The 13,105-nt window shown below is 71.4% G+C and carries 11 protein-coding genes; 5 read left to right on the top strand and 6 right to left on the bottom strand.

Annotated elements, in window-relative coordinates:
* Positions 1–108 precede the first annotated feature (108 nt).
* Together EIY87_RS05745 and EIY87_RS05740 are read left to right on the top strand one after the other, a co-directional pair.
* A complete protein-coding gene (locus tag EIY87_RS05745; RefSeq protein ID WP_125306568.1) occupies positions 109–1,887 on the top strand; it encodes an ABC transporter ATP-binding protein in 1,779 nt (592 codons plus the stop codon).
* A gap of 9 nt (positions 1,888–1,896) precedes the next feature.
* Positions 1,897–2,361 carry a MarR family winged helix-turn-helix transcriptional regulator gene (locus tag EIY87_RS05740; protein WP_125306567.1) on the top strand — a complete coding sequence of 155 codons (465 nt, stop codon included), beginning with the start codon at positions 1,897–1,899 and terminating at the stop codon, positions 2,359–2,361.
* A 274-nt stretch (positions 2,362–2,635) separates the two neighbouring features.
* Here the strand turns inward: EIY87_RS05740 and ku are convergent, their stop codons facing one another.
* Both ku and EIY87_RS05730 read right to left on the bottom strand, forming a co-directional pair.
* Positions 2,636–3,499 carry a non-homologous end joining protein Ku gene (ku, locus tag EIY87_RS05735; RefSeq protein WP_125306566.1) on the bottom strand — a complete coding sequence of 288 codons (864 nt, stop codon included), beginning with the start codon at positions 3,497–3,499 and terminating at the stop codon, positions 2,636–2,638.
* Positions 3,500–3,552: 53 nt separating this feature from the next.
* The gene (locus EIY87_RS05730; RefSeq protein WP_086855869.1) at positions 3,553–3,915 is read right to left on the bottom strand and encodes a hypothetical protein; all 363 of its coding nucleotides are present in this window, start codon (positions 3,913–3,915) and stop codon (positions 3,553–3,555) included.
* Positions 3,916–4,032: 117 nt separating this feature from the next.
* On the opposite strand from EIY87_RS05730, the gene EIY87_RS05725 reads away from it, so the two are divergent.
* The 3 genes from EIY87_RS05725 (at position 4,033) to EIY87_RS05715 (ending at position 7,237) form a co-directional block, all read left to right on the top strand.
* Positions 4,033–4,617 carry a TetR/AcrR family transcriptional regulator gene (locus tag EIY87_RS05725; RefSeq protein ID WP_125306565.1) on the top strand — a complete coding sequence of 195 codons (585 nt, stop codon included), beginning with the start codon at positions 4,033–4,035 and terminating at the stop codon, positions 4,615–4,617.
* A 23-nt stretch (positions 4,618–4,640) separates the two neighbouring features.
* Positions 4,641–5,387: a glucose 1-dehydrogenase gene (locus tag EIY87_RS05720; RefSeq protein WP_125306564.1), complete on the top strand. Its 747-nt coding sequence runs from the start codon at positions 4,641–4,643 to the stop codon at positions 5,385–5,387.
* A 545-nt stretch (positions 5,388–5,932) separates the two neighbouring features.
* A complete protein-coding gene (locus EIY87_RS05715) occupies positions 5,933–7,237 on the top strand; it encodes a GGDEF domain-containing protein (protein WP_125306694.1) in 1,305 nt (434 codons plus the stop codon).
* On the opposite strand, the gene EIY87_RS05710 is transcribed toward EIY87_RS05715, so the two are convergent.
* The 4 genes from EIY87_RS05710 to EIY87_RS05695 all read right to left on the bottom strand — a co-directional run bounded on the left by EIY87_RS05710 (position 7,234) and on the right by EIY87_RS05695 (position 13,054).
* Complete coding sequence (locus EIY87_RS05710) at positions 7,234–8,925, bottom strand: DUF262 domain-containing protein (RefSeq protein ID WP_125306563.1); 1,692 nt, start codon at positions 8,923–8,925, stop codon at positions 7,234–7,236. The two genes, EIY87_RS05715 and EIY87_RS05710, sit on opposite strands and share 4 nt — an antisense overlap.
* Positions 8,926–9,014: 89 nt before the next feature.
* Positions 9,015–11,324, bottom strand: a complete 2,310-nt coding sequence (locus EIY87_RS05705; RefSeq protein ID WP_125306562.1) for a [protein-PII] uridylyltransferase — start codon at positions 11,322–11,324, stop codon at positions 9,015–9,017.
* A 9-nt stretch (positions 11,325–11,333) separates the two neighbouring features.
* Positions 11,334–11,672 carry a P-II family nitrogen regulator gene (locus EIY87_RS05700; RefSeq protein WP_086855863.1) on the bottom strand — a complete coding sequence of 113 codons (339 nt, stop codon included), beginning with the start codon at positions 11,670–11,672 and terminating at the stop codon, positions 11,334–11,336.
* Positions 11,669–13,054: an ammonium transporter gene (locus EIY87_RS05695; RefSeq protein ID WP_191983965.1), complete on the bottom strand. Its 1,386-nt coding sequence runs from the start codon at positions 13,052–13,054 to the stop codon at positions 11,669–11,671. The genes EIY87_RS05700 and EIY87_RS05695 overlap by 4 nt, the downstream gene beginning before the upstream one ends.
* Positions 13,055–13,105 lie beyond the last annotated feature (51 nt).

Here is a 13,105-nt window from a genome sequence, read left to right as displayed (position 1 = left end):
TCCTTCTCTTCGCGGGTACGCGCACATACTACGCGTGCGCGTACTAACACGATCGCGCTTTCCGGAAAAAGACTGGAGACCGGCCGTCAAGTCGGTAAACATACGCGTATGACTTCCGTGCCCGTCCTCCGCGAACCGGCCACCGACGCCGACGAGCCGGTCCCGCTGCGGCGGATCGCCGGGCTGTTCCGCCCCCATCGCGGGCCGCTGGCCGCGCTGTTCGCGCTGATCGTCGTGCAGGCCGGCCTCGGCGTGGTCTCGCCGTTCCTGCTGCGCGAGATCCTCGACGACGCCCTGCCGCACCGCGACACGCTGCTGATCAGCCTGCTGGCCGCGGGGATGATCGCCTGCGCGGTCGGCAGCGGCTCCCTCGGCGTGGCCACCACCGGGCTGTCCAACACGATCGGGCAGCGCGTGATGAACGAGCTGCGCGTCTCGGTCTACGGCCACCTGCAGCGGATGTCGCTCGGCTTCTTCACGCGGACGAAGAGCGGCGAAGTGCTCTCGCGGGTCTTCAACGACATCGGCGGCGTCGACAACGTCATCACCACGACCGCCGGCTCGGTGGTGCAGAACGCGACGACGACGATCGCGATCACCGCGGCGCTGATCGCCCTCGACTGGCAGCTGGCGGGGTTGTCGCTGGTCGTCGTGCCGCTGTTCCTGCTGTTCACGCTGCGGCTGGGCAAGCGGCGGCGGACGCTGGCGCGCGGCCGGACCCGGCGGATGGCCCGGCTGACGACGATGGTCGAGGAGTCCCTGTCCGTCACCGGCGTGCTGCTCGCCAAGACCATGGGCAACGAGCGGGCGGTGCGCGAGCGGTTCGGCGCCGAGTCGCGGGAGATCGCGGCGCTGGAGCGGGCCGCCGCGCTGGCCGGGCGCTGGCAGACGGCGTCGCGCGGGATGAGCCTGACCGTCATCCCGGCGCTGGTCTACTGGATCGCCGGGCTGGCCCTGGCCGGCGGCGCGTCGCCGTTCTCGCTCGGCACCGTGGTGGCGTTCACCAGCATGCTCAACCGGCTGGTCGCGCCGGCGACCGCGATGCAGACGATCGGGCAGAACGTGGCGACGTCGAAGGCGCTGTTCGGGCGCATCTTCGAGGTGCTCGACCTGCCGGTGGAGATCGGCGACAAGCCGGGGGCCCGCGTGCTCGAGGTGCGCCGCGGGGACGTCTCGATGCGCGGGGTCTCGTTCCGCTATTCGGCCGACGGGCCACCGACGCTGCGCGACATCGACCTCGACGTCCCGGCCGGGACGACGACCGCGCTGGTCGGCTCGACCGGCTCGGGCAAGACGACGCTCGCCTACCTGGTGGCGCGGCTGTACGAGGTGGAGTCCGGTTCGGTGCGGATCGACGGCACCGACGTCCGCGACGTCACGCTGGCCTCGCTCGCGGCGGGCGTCGGGCTGGTGTCGCAGGAGACCTACCTGTTCCACGACACCGTGCGGGAGAACCTCCGCTTCGCGAAGCCGGACGCGACCGACGAGGAGATCGAGCTGGCGGCGAAGGCGGCGCACATCCACGACACGCTCGCCGGGCTGCCGGAGGGGTACGACACGGTCGTCGGCCAGCGCGGCTACCGGTTCTCCGGCGGCGAGAAGCAGCGGATGGCGATCGCGCGGATCCTGCTGCGCAACCCGCCGGTGCTCATCCTCGACGAGGCGACCAGCGCGCTCGACACCCGCACGGAACGCTCGGTGCAGGCCGAGCTGGACCGGCTCGCCGCGGGGCGCACGACGCTGACCATCGCGCACCGGCTGTCCACTGTGGAGCACGCGGACCAGATCGTGGTGCTGCACGAAGGCCGGATCGCCGAACGCGGGACGCACGCGGAGCTGCTGGCGCTCGACGGGCGGTATGCCCGGCTGGTGCGGGGAACCACTTAACCTGGGGCCATGCACCCGGATCCCGACACCGCTTCGCGCGTGAGCGACGACGCCGAACTCGCCGACCTCGCCTGGCGGGTGCGCGAGGGCGTCGGGCGGCTCAACTGGCGGATGCGCGCCGAGCGCGACCCGAACGGTCCGGGCCCGGCGGTGCTCGCGGTGCTGAGCCGGCTGTACCGGGCGGGCACGCACACGCCGACCGAGCTGGCCGAGGCGGAACGGCTGCAGCCGCAGTCGCTGACGCGGATCCTCGCGTGGGTGTCCGAGCGCGAGCTGGTGACGCGGACGACCGACCCGGAGGACGGGCGGCGGTCGCTGATCAGCATCACGCCGGCCGGGCTGGCGGTACTGCGGGAGTACAGCGTGCAGCGGGAACGGTGGCTGGCGGCGGCGCTGGAGTCGACGTTGTCGCCGACCGAACGGCAGCTGTTGAAGCTGGCGGCCGATCTGCTGGTGCGCGTGGCCGACGCCTGAAAGCCGCCGCGGAGACCCCTCGATCCCTCCACGGCGGCTTCAAGCTCCCCTGACGTCCGCGCCACCTCCCCGTGGTGCGGACACGGGTTCCGGAAACGGGCCGCTCCTCCACCGGCCCGCTCCGGAACCCTGGTCCCCGGACGGCTCACCTCCCCAGGGGCCGTCCGGATCCCCCCTGCCAGCGATCCGGTATCCGCTGACAGGAACGAAGTCTGCCGCGCCCGGGGTGGCGGGTTGAGTGTGAGAACCCTCAATTACCCGTGGGTAGTAATACTCAAGACGTCTTCGCGCGGCCGCGGCCGGCAGCTCGCTTCGCCGTCGTACGCGCCTTCGCCGCCCTGGACGCTGCGGCTTTGGCCTTCACGACGGCCTCGGGACGCGCCTCCGCGGCACTCTCCTGCAGCGCCGCGAGCAGGCGGGTGACGCCGTCCGCCTGCTCGGCGGCCGTGGGCTGGACGACCTCGGCACCGTCGAGCTTCGCCTGGATCAACGCCTGGAGCGCTTCGCGGTAACGGTCGGGCACGCGGCCGGGGTCGAAGTCACCGGTCAGCTCCTCGATGAGGTTCACCGCGCGGCGCAGCTCGCCCGGCCGGACGTCGACGTCGGCGTGCCGGAACGGGAAGTCGGGTTCACGCACTTCGCCGGGCCACAGCATGGTTTCGAGCACGATCACCTGGTCGCGCACGCGCAGGGCGCCGAGCGTTTCACGGCGGCGGAGCGCGACCGTCACCAGCGCGATCCGCCCCGACTGCTGCAGCGCCTCGCTGAACAGCACGTACGGCTTCGTGCCCGCCGGCTCGGGTTCGAGGTAGTAGCTGCGCGCGAACCAGATCGGGTCGACGTCGGCGAGCGGGGCGAAGCCGCGGATGGCGATCGTGCGGGCGGGCATCGGGAGCGACGCCAGCTCGTGGTCGGACAGCAGGACGACGTCGCCGCCCGGGACGGGGTAGCCGCGGACCATCTCCGCCGGCGGCACCTCTTCGCCGTCGATCTCGCACACGCGCTTGACCCGGACGCGGCCGCCGTCGGTTTCGTGGACCTGGTGGAGCGGGATCTCGCGCTCTTCCGTCGCGCTGTACGCCTTCACCGGAACGGCGTAACTGCCGAACCCGATCGTGCCCGTCCAGACCGCCCGCATGCGCGCCACCTCCGCAGGTCCCAGGCTAGCCAGGCGGTCGCGGGGCCCGACAGCTACAAACGGGTGTCAGGCGCGACGGATTCGCTCACACATTCGAACGACGGCGTGACTTCGTCGAGCGCTTCGGCCGAACAGCGGGACGCGATGGCGGCCGCGCGGAGCACTTCGGTGACCACCTCGACGTCCAGCGGCGGGGCGGCGGCGAGCGCGGCCGACCCGGCCTCGACGCGGGCGGCGAGCCCAGCGAGCGCGTGCGAAATCGCTTCCTGGCCGGCGACGAGCTGGGCGACGACGTCGGTCAGCTCGGCGGTCGTCGCGCCCGGGCCGCCGCAGCGCAGGCCCGCGGCGAGCTCCTCGGCGCACGAGCGCAGGTGGGTGGCGACGACGGTCGGCGGCAGCGTCAGCCGGTCCTGCATCGCTCACCCCCTCGGGTCCGGGGAGTCATGGTGCCACCGCACGCGCCGTCACCGGAGGCGACACACCGCCGCCCGCTTATTTGACCGCTCGTTCTAGATACGGCTAGGCTCTCGATCATGTCCCGGGTCAAGGAGTTCGACGTCGACGAAGCCTGCGACGCCGCGCTCACGCTTTTCCGGCAGCAGGGGTACGAGGCGACGTCGGTCAGCGACCTCGTCGCGCACATCGGTGTCGCCAAGGCCAGCCTGTACGCCACCTTCGGCTCGAAGCACGACTTCTACGTGACGGCGTTGAGGCGCTACGCGGACCGGACCGACGCGCGGGTGCTGGCCGAGCTGTCCGGACCGGGCTCGGGGGTGGCCGCGGTGCGGCGGCTCTTCGACGGCTACGTCGGGGAAATCCTCGGTGACGAGGTGAAGATGGGCTGCTTCGTCGTCAACTCGGCGATCGAGCTGCTCCCCCGCGACGCCGAGGTCGCGCGGCTGGTGGAACGCAGCTGGGACACCCTCGAGGTCGCGCTGACCATGGCGCTGGAACGCGCGCGGGCGCAGGGCGAACTGGCCGACGGCAGCGAACCGGCGACGCTGGCGCGCTTCCTGCTCACCGTGCTGCAGGGCCTGCGGGTCCTGGGCAAGGGCACGGACGCGGCACGGCGGCTGGACGCGGCCGTGTCGCAGGCAATGCGGCTTATTCAAGACTGATCGGACCAGAAAGAAGGCACACGATGGGGGCACGGTTCGCGGGCAAGGTCGTCCTGGTGACGGGCGGCAGTTCCGGCATCGGGCGGGAGACGGCGCGGGCGTTCGCGGCCGAAGGCGCGACCGTGGTCGTCGCCGGGCGCGACGAGCAACGGCTGGCCGCCACGGTGAAGGAGATCGGCGGGGACGCCGTCACGGTGGACGTCACGAATCCGGCGGACGTGGCGCGCATGGTCGAGACGGTCGTCGCGCGGCACGGCGGGCTGGACGTCGCGGTCAACAACGCGGGCATCCTCGGGTCACCGGCGCCGGCGGCGGACCTCGACGAGGACGGCTTCGGCGCGGTGCTGGCCACGAACGTCACCGGGACGTGGCTGTGCCTGAAGCACGAGGTCGCGCACATGCGGGCGCACGGCGGCGGCGCGATCGTCAACATCGCGTCGAACATCGGCGCGCACGGCAGGCTGCCGAACATGGCGGCCTACGCGGCGTCGAAGGCCGCCGTGAGCGCGCTGACCCGCACGGCGGCGCGCGACCACATCGCCGAGGGCGTCCGCATCAACGCGGTGAGCCCGGGCGCGACCGACACCGAGATGTCGCGGCGCCCCGGCGAGACGGACGCCGACCGCGCCGAGCGGCTCAAGGGCGCGATCCCGCTGGGCCGGGTGGGTGCCACCGCCGAAGTGGCGGCCGCGGTGCTGTGGCTGGCTTCGGGCGAAGCCGCCTTCACCGTGGGCCACGACCTGGTGGTCGACGGCGGCGCGACCGCCTGAGCGGCCCCACCCGGGCCCGCGGCGCTCCTTCAGGACTCACGGTTGCGCATGGTGACGTTTCCCTTCTCGTGCCGGTACGGGGTGCGGTGGGGTCAGGACTCGCGGTTGCGCACGGGACTCTCCTTCCGAGCGGCGCGGGCTGGGGTCGGGGCGGGTTCAGGACTCGCGGTTGCGCACAGGGCTCTCCTTCCGCGCGGCTGACGGGCGGGCTCGGGCTCAGGACTCGCGGTTGCGCACAGCACGGCTCCTCTCGGGCGGTGCGGACGGGCGGGCTCGGACTCAGGACTCGCGGTTGCGCACGACGCTCTCCTCTCCGGCGGGACTGACAGGCGGGCACGGGCTCACGACTCGCGGTTGCGCACGACGGCCTCCCTCCGGGGATCCACGGCGTAAATCGGACACGGGGGCTCAGGATTCGCGGTTGCGCACGGCGGCGGCCTCCCTTCGCTGCTCCGATCGTGTGGCTCTCGTCGATCGCGGCCGCCCGGTGTGGTGGGGTGGACGCGGATCGTCGGCTCACCCAGGGGAGTTGGACCGCCTTGAGTATGGACGGCGCCCGTCCGGCCGAACGCCGCTCGGCCCGGATCCGAGGGGCGCTGAACCCTGCTCGCTGGACACTGTGGCGGCAGCGCCGATCGCTCGTCTTCTACTGCTTCCTGGTCGAGTCCGTGGCGCTCGTGGCGACCGTCCGGACGGCCGCCGCGGTGCCCGTCCGGACGTGGGACCTGGCCGTCTTCGGGATCCTCGCCGGGCTCGGGGTGCTGCAGGCGGAGCTGGGCCGGCAGGTCGAGCGCGTCCGGCGGCTGGTGTCGGACACCCCGCACATCAACCTGACGTCGGTCTGGACGTTCGCCGGCGTGCTGCTCCTGCCGCCCGCGCTGGTCACGGCGCTGATCGCCGTCCTGTACGCGCACCTGGCGACGCGCAGCCTCGCGCGGATCAAGCGCGTCCCGCCGTTCCGGACCACGCTGAACGCGACGCTGGTCGTCGTCACCTGCTACGCGGCCGCGTTCGTGCTGCACCGCCTCGGCGTCCCGGACATGTACACGGCGCTGACGGCGGGCTGGCGCGGCGTCACGGCCATCGCGCTCGCCGCGGCGGTCTACTTCCTGGTCGCGGCGATCACGATCCTGCCGGCGCTGACCATCACGACGCGCTCGGTGAAGGCGTTCTTCGGCGGCCTCGGCGACAACCTGCTCGAGGTCGCGACGCTCTGCCTGGGCCTGCTCACGGCGCTGACGCTGGCGACGCTGCCCGCGCTCGCCGTCGCGATCGTGCCGCCGCTGCTGGTGCTGCACCGGGCGGTGCTGATCAAGCAGCTGGAGATCGCGGCGACGACCGACGAGAAGACCGGCCTGTTCAACACGACCGGCTGGCACCTGCTGGCCTCACGCGAGCTGGCGCGCGCCCAGCGCAGCACGCGGAGCACGTTCGGCGTGCTGATGATCGACCTGGACCACTTCAAGCTGATCAACGACGAGCACGGCCACCTCGCGGGCGACGCGGTGCTGCGCGCGGTCGCGGCGACGATCAAGTCCGCGGTCCGCGACTACGACTCGGTCGGCCGCTTCGGCGGCGAGGAGTTCGTGGTCCTGCTCCCGGACATCGGCCCGGCCGCGGTCCTCGCGGTGGCCGAGCGCATCCGCTCGGCGATCGAAACCCTGAAGGTCGAGTACTCCGACGGCACCGCGTCCCGGGTGATCGCCGACCTGTCGGCCTCGATCGGCGTGGCGACGTACCCGGACGGCGGCACGGCCGTCGACCGCCTGCTGCAGGCCGCGGACCAGGCCCTGTACCGGGCCAAGGACGCGGGCCGCAACCAGGTGGTCGACGGCACGGCACCGGCTTAGGAAGCCGCCGCCAGCCGCCAGAGGTCGCCGAGCACCTTCAGCAAGGTCTTCTGGCGCTCCTCGAGGACGGCCGGGGTCCAGCCGTCCGTCGCGAGGACCTGCGAAGTCAGCACGAACGGCGGCCAGCTCGTCTTCTCGAAGTACTTGGTCTTCTTCACCTCGAACTCGAGGTTGCTCGCCTGGGAGTTCTTCCGCTTCGAGAGCAGGACGAGGTTCGCCAGGCGATGCACCCAGTAGGCCCGTTCCTGCGAGGTGAACGCACTGGTCCACACGCTGCCCGCAGCCGGGGACTGCGGGAGGACGTGCTCGACGCTGATCAGCGGGTAGCCGTTGTAGTTCGCTCCGCCGTCCGACAAGGCCGAGTCGAGGCGGAGCAGCACGTACAGGCGGATCCTCGTCACCGTGTAGATCTCCGCGCCCAGCTTCGCCAGGGTTTCCGCCTGTTCGTCCCCGGAAAGCTGCAGCGGGGACTCCAGGGCGTAGAGGTCGCGGTCCTTCTCCAGCCAGTCCAGGACACGGCCGTACCGCTCGACCCGGCGGGTGATGTCCACCCGGCGCACGAGCATGCTCGCGGCGAGGCGTTCGAGGTCGACGAGGAAACGCAGCAACGACGCGGAATCGGCGGTCGGCCGGCTGAAGTAGCTGATCGCCGGCGGGATCCAGTCCGTGTTGTCCAGCTGCTTCAGCCAGCCGAGGAGGCGGTTGATCTCCTCGGCGCCCGGTCCCCCGGCGTAGCTGGCGCTCCTGACCACCTCGAAGGCGTCCGAAAAGGGAACCAGCACGTCGTCGATGAACTTCTTGCCGTCGGGTACCCGGCTCAGCACGGACGCCCGGAATTCCTTGAGGATCGACTCCCGGGCTTTCGTCTTCGCGTACACCATCCGGATGTGGGAGAAGAGGTCGCCGAAGTCGTTGCGGCCGAGATCGTCCTCCTCCTGCGCCCACTTGTTCGTGTAGGCCTCCTGCTCGGCTTCCGGGATCCCACCGATGATCTCCGACTTCAGGATGTCGGTGTGGGTGAGGTCCAGACCGCGCTCGTTGAGGACCGAGAAGATCCGGTAGGCGGACTCGAAGTCGACGGTCGCCACGACGACGAGGTAGGTGTACCCGTCGACGAACGAGGCCAGCCGCTGGGCCTCGGAGCGGTCCAGGGCACTCAACCGAGCCTTGAACAGGAGTGCGTTCTCCACCAGCCGGAGCCGGCTGTCCGGGGTGACGTTCTGCAGGGCCGCCAGCAGGTCGTTGCCCAGCCGCTCCTGGATGTACTTCTCGAAGAAGCCCTGGTCCTGATCCCGCAACCGGAGGCGCGGCTGGTCGGCGGTGCCCTTGAGCGGGTCGCCCTTCTGGAAGATCCGCTTCTCGAGGGATTCGGCGAACTCCGCCGAGACGAATTCGCGCAGCACGCTGTAGAGAATCGTCAGGGTCGTGAGGCGCTGCTGCCCGTCGACGACCTCGGCCAGCGCTCGGTTTTCCGCCTTGACCACGACGATGCTGCCCAGGAAGTAGGGGTCGGCCTCGGTCAGCGAGTCCTTCGCGCGGGAAGCCGCGAGGAGGTCGTCGAACATCTCCCCCGCCTGTTCCGTCGTCCAGGCGTACGGCCGCTGGTAGCGAGGAATGGTGAAGTGGTAGTCGTCGGTGAAGATGTCCCCGACCTTGCGTTCCGCTGCTTGGATTTTGGTCCCGGCCATGCGGGGGATCTCGGTGAGCGGGCACCGGTTGTTACAGCCGTTACCGCATCGTTCGGAGCCGCGAGAGCCCGCGGCTCCGAACGACGCACTCAGGAAGCCGCCGCCAGGACGGCTTGTTCCACCTCGCGGCGCCAGCCCGGTTCGATGCGGCCGCTGCGCGGGGTCACCGCGAACGAGTCCACCACCGCGCCGCCCAGGGTCGAGGCCTTGGCCCAGCGGACCTCCGCGTCGCACCTGCGCAACGCGCCCGCCACCCGGAACAGCAGGCCGATGCGGTCGGCCGCGCGCAGTTCGAGGACCACCGTGTCCGGGCCGGTCGTCTCGTCGTCGAACCACAGGACCTTCGGGGCGACCGGGGCCGGGGCGCCGTAGTCGCGTTCCTTCGCCGCCAGGCGCTGGGTCAGCGGCAGCGTGCCCGCCACCGCGCGGGCGAACTGCTCGCGCAGCAGGGTCGCGTCCGGCAGGGAGCCGAACTTCGGGGACGCCGTGAACACGCCCGCGCGGCCGCCGTCGTGGCCGCGCAGGACCGCCGAGTGGACCTCCAGCGAATTGAGCGCCAGCACGCCCGCCGCCGGGGCCAGGAGTTCCGCTCGGGCCGGGACCGCCAGCAGCACCGTCACGACCTTGCCGTGGGAGCTGATCCGGATCTCGCCCGTGCCCGACGCCACCGCCGACGCGACGAGTTCGCGTTGTTCCTCGTCCATCGGCGACGGGGCCGTGAACCCCTTGCCGCGCAACACTTCTTCGCAGCCCGAGACCAGCTCCGCCAGCAGGCGCGCCTTCCAGTCCGTCCAGACGCCCGGCCCGGTGGCCAGCGAGTCGGCCTGGGTCAGCGCGTGCAGGAGCTCGACCAGGACCAGGTCGCTGTCCAGCGTCTTCACCACCCGCGCCACGGTGGCCGGCTCGCTGATGTCGCGCCGGGTCGCCGTGTGCGGCAGGAGGAGGTGGTGGCGGACCATCGCCGACACCGTCGCGACGTCGGGCGGGGTCAGGCCGAGCCGGGTCGCGACCTGGGCCGAGATCTTCGCGCCCAGTTCCGAGTGGTCGGCGTCGCGGCCCTTGCCGATGTCGTGCAGCAGCGCGCCGATCAGCAGCAGGTCCGGCCGCGCCACCGTGGTGGTCAGCTTGGCCGCCTCGACGCAGGTGCGCACGAGGTGCCGGTCGACCGTCCACTGGTGCACCGGCGAGCGCGGCGGCAGGTCGCGGACCGCGCCCCACTCGGGGAACAGCCGGGACCACAGGCCGGTCCGGTCGAGCGACTCGACCGCGTCGACCAGGCCCTCCCCCGCACCCAGCAGTTCGACCAGCGCGTTCAACGCCTCCGCCGGCCACGGCGCGCGCAGCTCCGGCGCCGTCTCCGCCAGTGCCTTGAGCGTGCCCAGCGCGATCGGCTTACCGGTGCGCGCCGACGCCGCGGCGACCCGCAGCAGCAGCGCCGGGTCCTTCGCCGGGACGGCGTCGCGGGCCAGCGCGACCTCGTTCCCGTGCAGCACCACGTTTTCCGCGAGCGGCGTCCGCGAAGGACGGCGCCCGAACCGCGTCTTCGGCGGGTCCACAGTGGACCGCAGGGCGACGTCCAGCGCGTACGCGATCGCGCGGCCCGCGCCGGACAGCTTGCGCGCCAGCGTGAACCGGTCGCCGAAGCCGAGTTCGGCGGCGACCAGCTCGGCCTCCGGCGCGGCCAGGACGTCCCGTTCGCGCCGGATCTCGCGCCGCAGCTCGGTGCGGACGTCGAGCAGGAGTTCCTTGGCCTCCAACAGCTCTTCGCCCGGACGCGCGGTCAGCTGCGCCGCGGCCAGCGCTTCCAGGACCGCGAAGTCGCGCAACCCGCCCCGGCCGTGCTTGAGGTCGGGTTCGGCGGACTGCGCGATCTCGCCGCTGCGGGCCCAGCGCTGCCGGACCGACGCCGTCAGGTCCGGGATCTGCTTGCGCGCGGTGCGGCGCCACTGGTCGCGCGCCGCCGCGACCAGCCGCCCGCTCAGCTCAGCGTCCCCGGCGAGGTGCCGGGCGTCCAGCAGGCCCATGGCCACCCGGAGGTCCTCCGAAGCGACCTTCAGCGCTTCACCGGGCGTCCGGACCGAGTGGTCGAGCCCGACTTTCGCGTCCCACAAGGGATACCAGAGCGCGTCCGCGATCTCGCCGACGCCGCTGTTGCCGTTGTGCACCAGCAGCAGGTCGAGATCGGAGAACGGCACCAGCTCCCGGCGGCCGAGCCCGCCCACGGCGACCAGCGCGACACCCGGTTCCGCGGTGTCGACGCCGGCCGCCGAGGCTCCCCTGCCCAGCCAGAACTCGTAGAGGTCGACCAGGGCCGCCCGCAGTGCGGACGCCCCCAGCCTCCCGTGCCTGCCCTCGAGCAAACGCTCGGTGGCCTTGACCAGTTCGCCCCCGTCGGCCATCCCGGACGCCTATAGCGCGTCCGTGCCGCGCTCGCCGGTCCGTACCCGGATGACGGTCTCCACGGGCGTCACCCACAGCTTGCCGTCGCCGATCTTGCCGGTGTGCGCCGCCGTGGTGATGGCCTCGAGGACCTTCTCCACGTTGGTGTCGTCGGTGACGACCTCGATCTTCAGCTTGGCCACGAAGTCCACCGAGTACTCCGCGCCGCGGTAGACCTCGGTGTGGCCCTTCTGGCGGCCGTAGCCCTGGACCTCGCTGACCGTCATGCCCAGCACGCCCAGCTGCTCCAGCGCGGAGCGGACGTCGTCGAGCGTGAACGGCTTCACAATCGCCGTGATGAGCTTCATGCCTTGCTCTCCTCGAGTTTCGCGGCCGGGGTGGACTTGACCGGGATGGTGCTCGGGTGGCCGAGGCCACCGCCGGTCCCGGTGAAGTCGTAGGCGCTCTCCGCGTGCTGGGCCTCGTCGATGCCGCTGACCTCGTCCTCGGTGCTGACGCGGAAGCCGCCGGCCTTCTTGATCACGAAGCCGATGATGAAGGACAGCACGAAGGAGTACGCGAGCACCGCGCCGGCGGCCAGCGCCTGGCGGCCCAGCTGGGTGAACCCGCCGCCGTAGAAGAGCCCGTCGGCGCCGAGGGAGTTGACGCTGGTGGTGCCGAAGAAGCCGATCAGCAGCGTGCCGACGATGCCGCCGACCAGGTGGACGCCCACGACGTCGAGCGAGTCGTCGAAGCCGAACTTGAACTTGAGCGAGATGGCGAGCGCGCAGAGCACACCGGCGATGAGGCCGATCGCGATGGCCCCGATCGGGCTGACGAAACCACACGCCGGGGTGATGGCGACCAGGCCGGCGACCGCGCCGGACGCCGCGCCGAGGGTGGTCGGCTTGCCGAACTTCAGCTGCTCCACGACCAGCCAGCCGAGGACGGCGGCGGCGGTGGCGACGGTGGTGTTGGTGAACGCGACGGCGGCGAGGTCGTTGGCGGCCAGCGCCGAGCCGGCGTTGAAGCCGTACCAGCCGAACCACAGCAGCGAAGCGCCGAGGAGCACGAACGGCACGTTGTGCGGGCGGCCGGTGTCCTTCGGCCAGCCCTTGCGCTTGCCGAGCACGATGGCGAGGGCGAGACCCGCGGCACCGGCGTTGATGTGGACCGCGGTACCACCGGCGAAGTCGAGTGCCTTCAGGTTGTTGGCGATCCAGCCGCCGACGGAGTTCTCGCCGATGAAGCCGTTGAAGGAGAACACCCAGTGCGCGACCGGGAAGTACACGATCGTCACCCAGATGACGACGAACAGCGTCCAGCCCCAGAACTTCGCGCGGTCGGCGATGGCGCCGGAGATCAGCGCGGGCGTGATGATCGCGAACATCAGCTGGAACATGACGAAGGCGAGCACCGGCAGGCCGTCCGAGCCGGGCCACGCGACGGCGGGGCTGGTGTCGGTGGCGGCCGTCGCGAACCCGGCGAGCTTGCCGAAGGTGTTCTCGAGGCCGGCGAAGTGGAAGTTACCGAGCAAACCGCCGAAGGCGTCGTCGCCGAAGGACATCGAGAAGCCGTACAGGGCCCACAGCACCCCCACGACGGCCAGCGCGATGAAGTTCATCATCAGCATGTTCAAGACGCTCTTCGCGCGGACCATCCCGCCGTAGAAGAACGCCAGTCCTGGGGTCATGAGCATGACCAGCGCGGCGCTGGCCAGTACCCATGCGGTGTCTCCTGCGTTCAGCACATCGTCCTCCCGTGCCCTGGGTTCGTGCGTTGGCAGTTTTGGCGCGCGGTG

This window comes from Amycolatopsis eburnea, assembly GCF_003937945.1.
Taxonomy (GTDB): Bacteria; Actinomycetota; Actinomycetes; order Mycobacteriales; family Pseudonocardiaceae; genus Amycolatopsis; species Amycolatopsis eburnea.
This window is presented reverse-complemented; position numbering and strand designations above follow the sequence as displayed.

Excerpts from the sequence above, each read along its gene's own strand:
- EIY87_RS05720 (WP_125306564.1), top strand. The coding sequence starts at position 4,641 with ATGGGGGCACGGTTCGCGGGCAAGGTCGTCCTGGTGACGGGCGGCAGT.
- EIY87_RS05725 (WP_125306565.1), top strand. The coding sequence starts at position 4,033 with ATGTCCCGGGTCAAGGAGTTCGACGTCGACGAAGCCTGCGACGCCGCG.
- EIY87_RS05715 (WP_125306694.1), top strand. The coding sequence starts at position 5,933 with ATGGACGGCGCCCGTCCGGCCGAACGCCGCTCGGCCCGGATCCGAGGG.
- EIY87_RS05700 (WP_086855863.1), bottom strand. The coding sequence starts at position 11,672 with ATGAAGCTCATCACGGCGATTGTGAAGCCGTTCACGCTCGACGACGTC.
- EIY87_RS05730 (WP_086855869.1), bottom strand. The coding sequence starts at position 3,915 with ATGCAGGACCGGCTGACGCTGCCGCCGACCGTCGTCGCCACCCACCTG.
- EIY87_RS05710 (WP_125306563.1), bottom strand. The coding sequence starts at position 8,925 with ATGGCCGGGACCAAAATCCAAGCAGCGGAACGCAAGGTCGGGGACATC.
- EIY87_RS05745 (WP_125306568.1), top strand. The coding sequence starts at position 109 with ATGACTTCCGTGCCCGTCCTCCGCGAACCGGCCACCGACGCCGACGAG.
- ku (WP_125306566.1), bottom strand. The coding sequence starts at position 3,499 with ATGCGGGCGGTCTGGACGGGCACGATCGGGTTCGGCAGTTACGCCGTT.
- EIY87_RS05740 (WP_125306567.1), top strand. The coding sequence starts at position 1,897 with ATGCACCCGGATCCCGACACCGCTTCGCGCGTGAGCGACGACGCCGAA.
- EIY87_RS05705 (WP_125306562.1), bottom strand. The coding sequence starts at position 11,324 with ATGGCCGACGGGGGCGAACTGGTCAAGGCCACCGAGCGTTTGCTCGAG.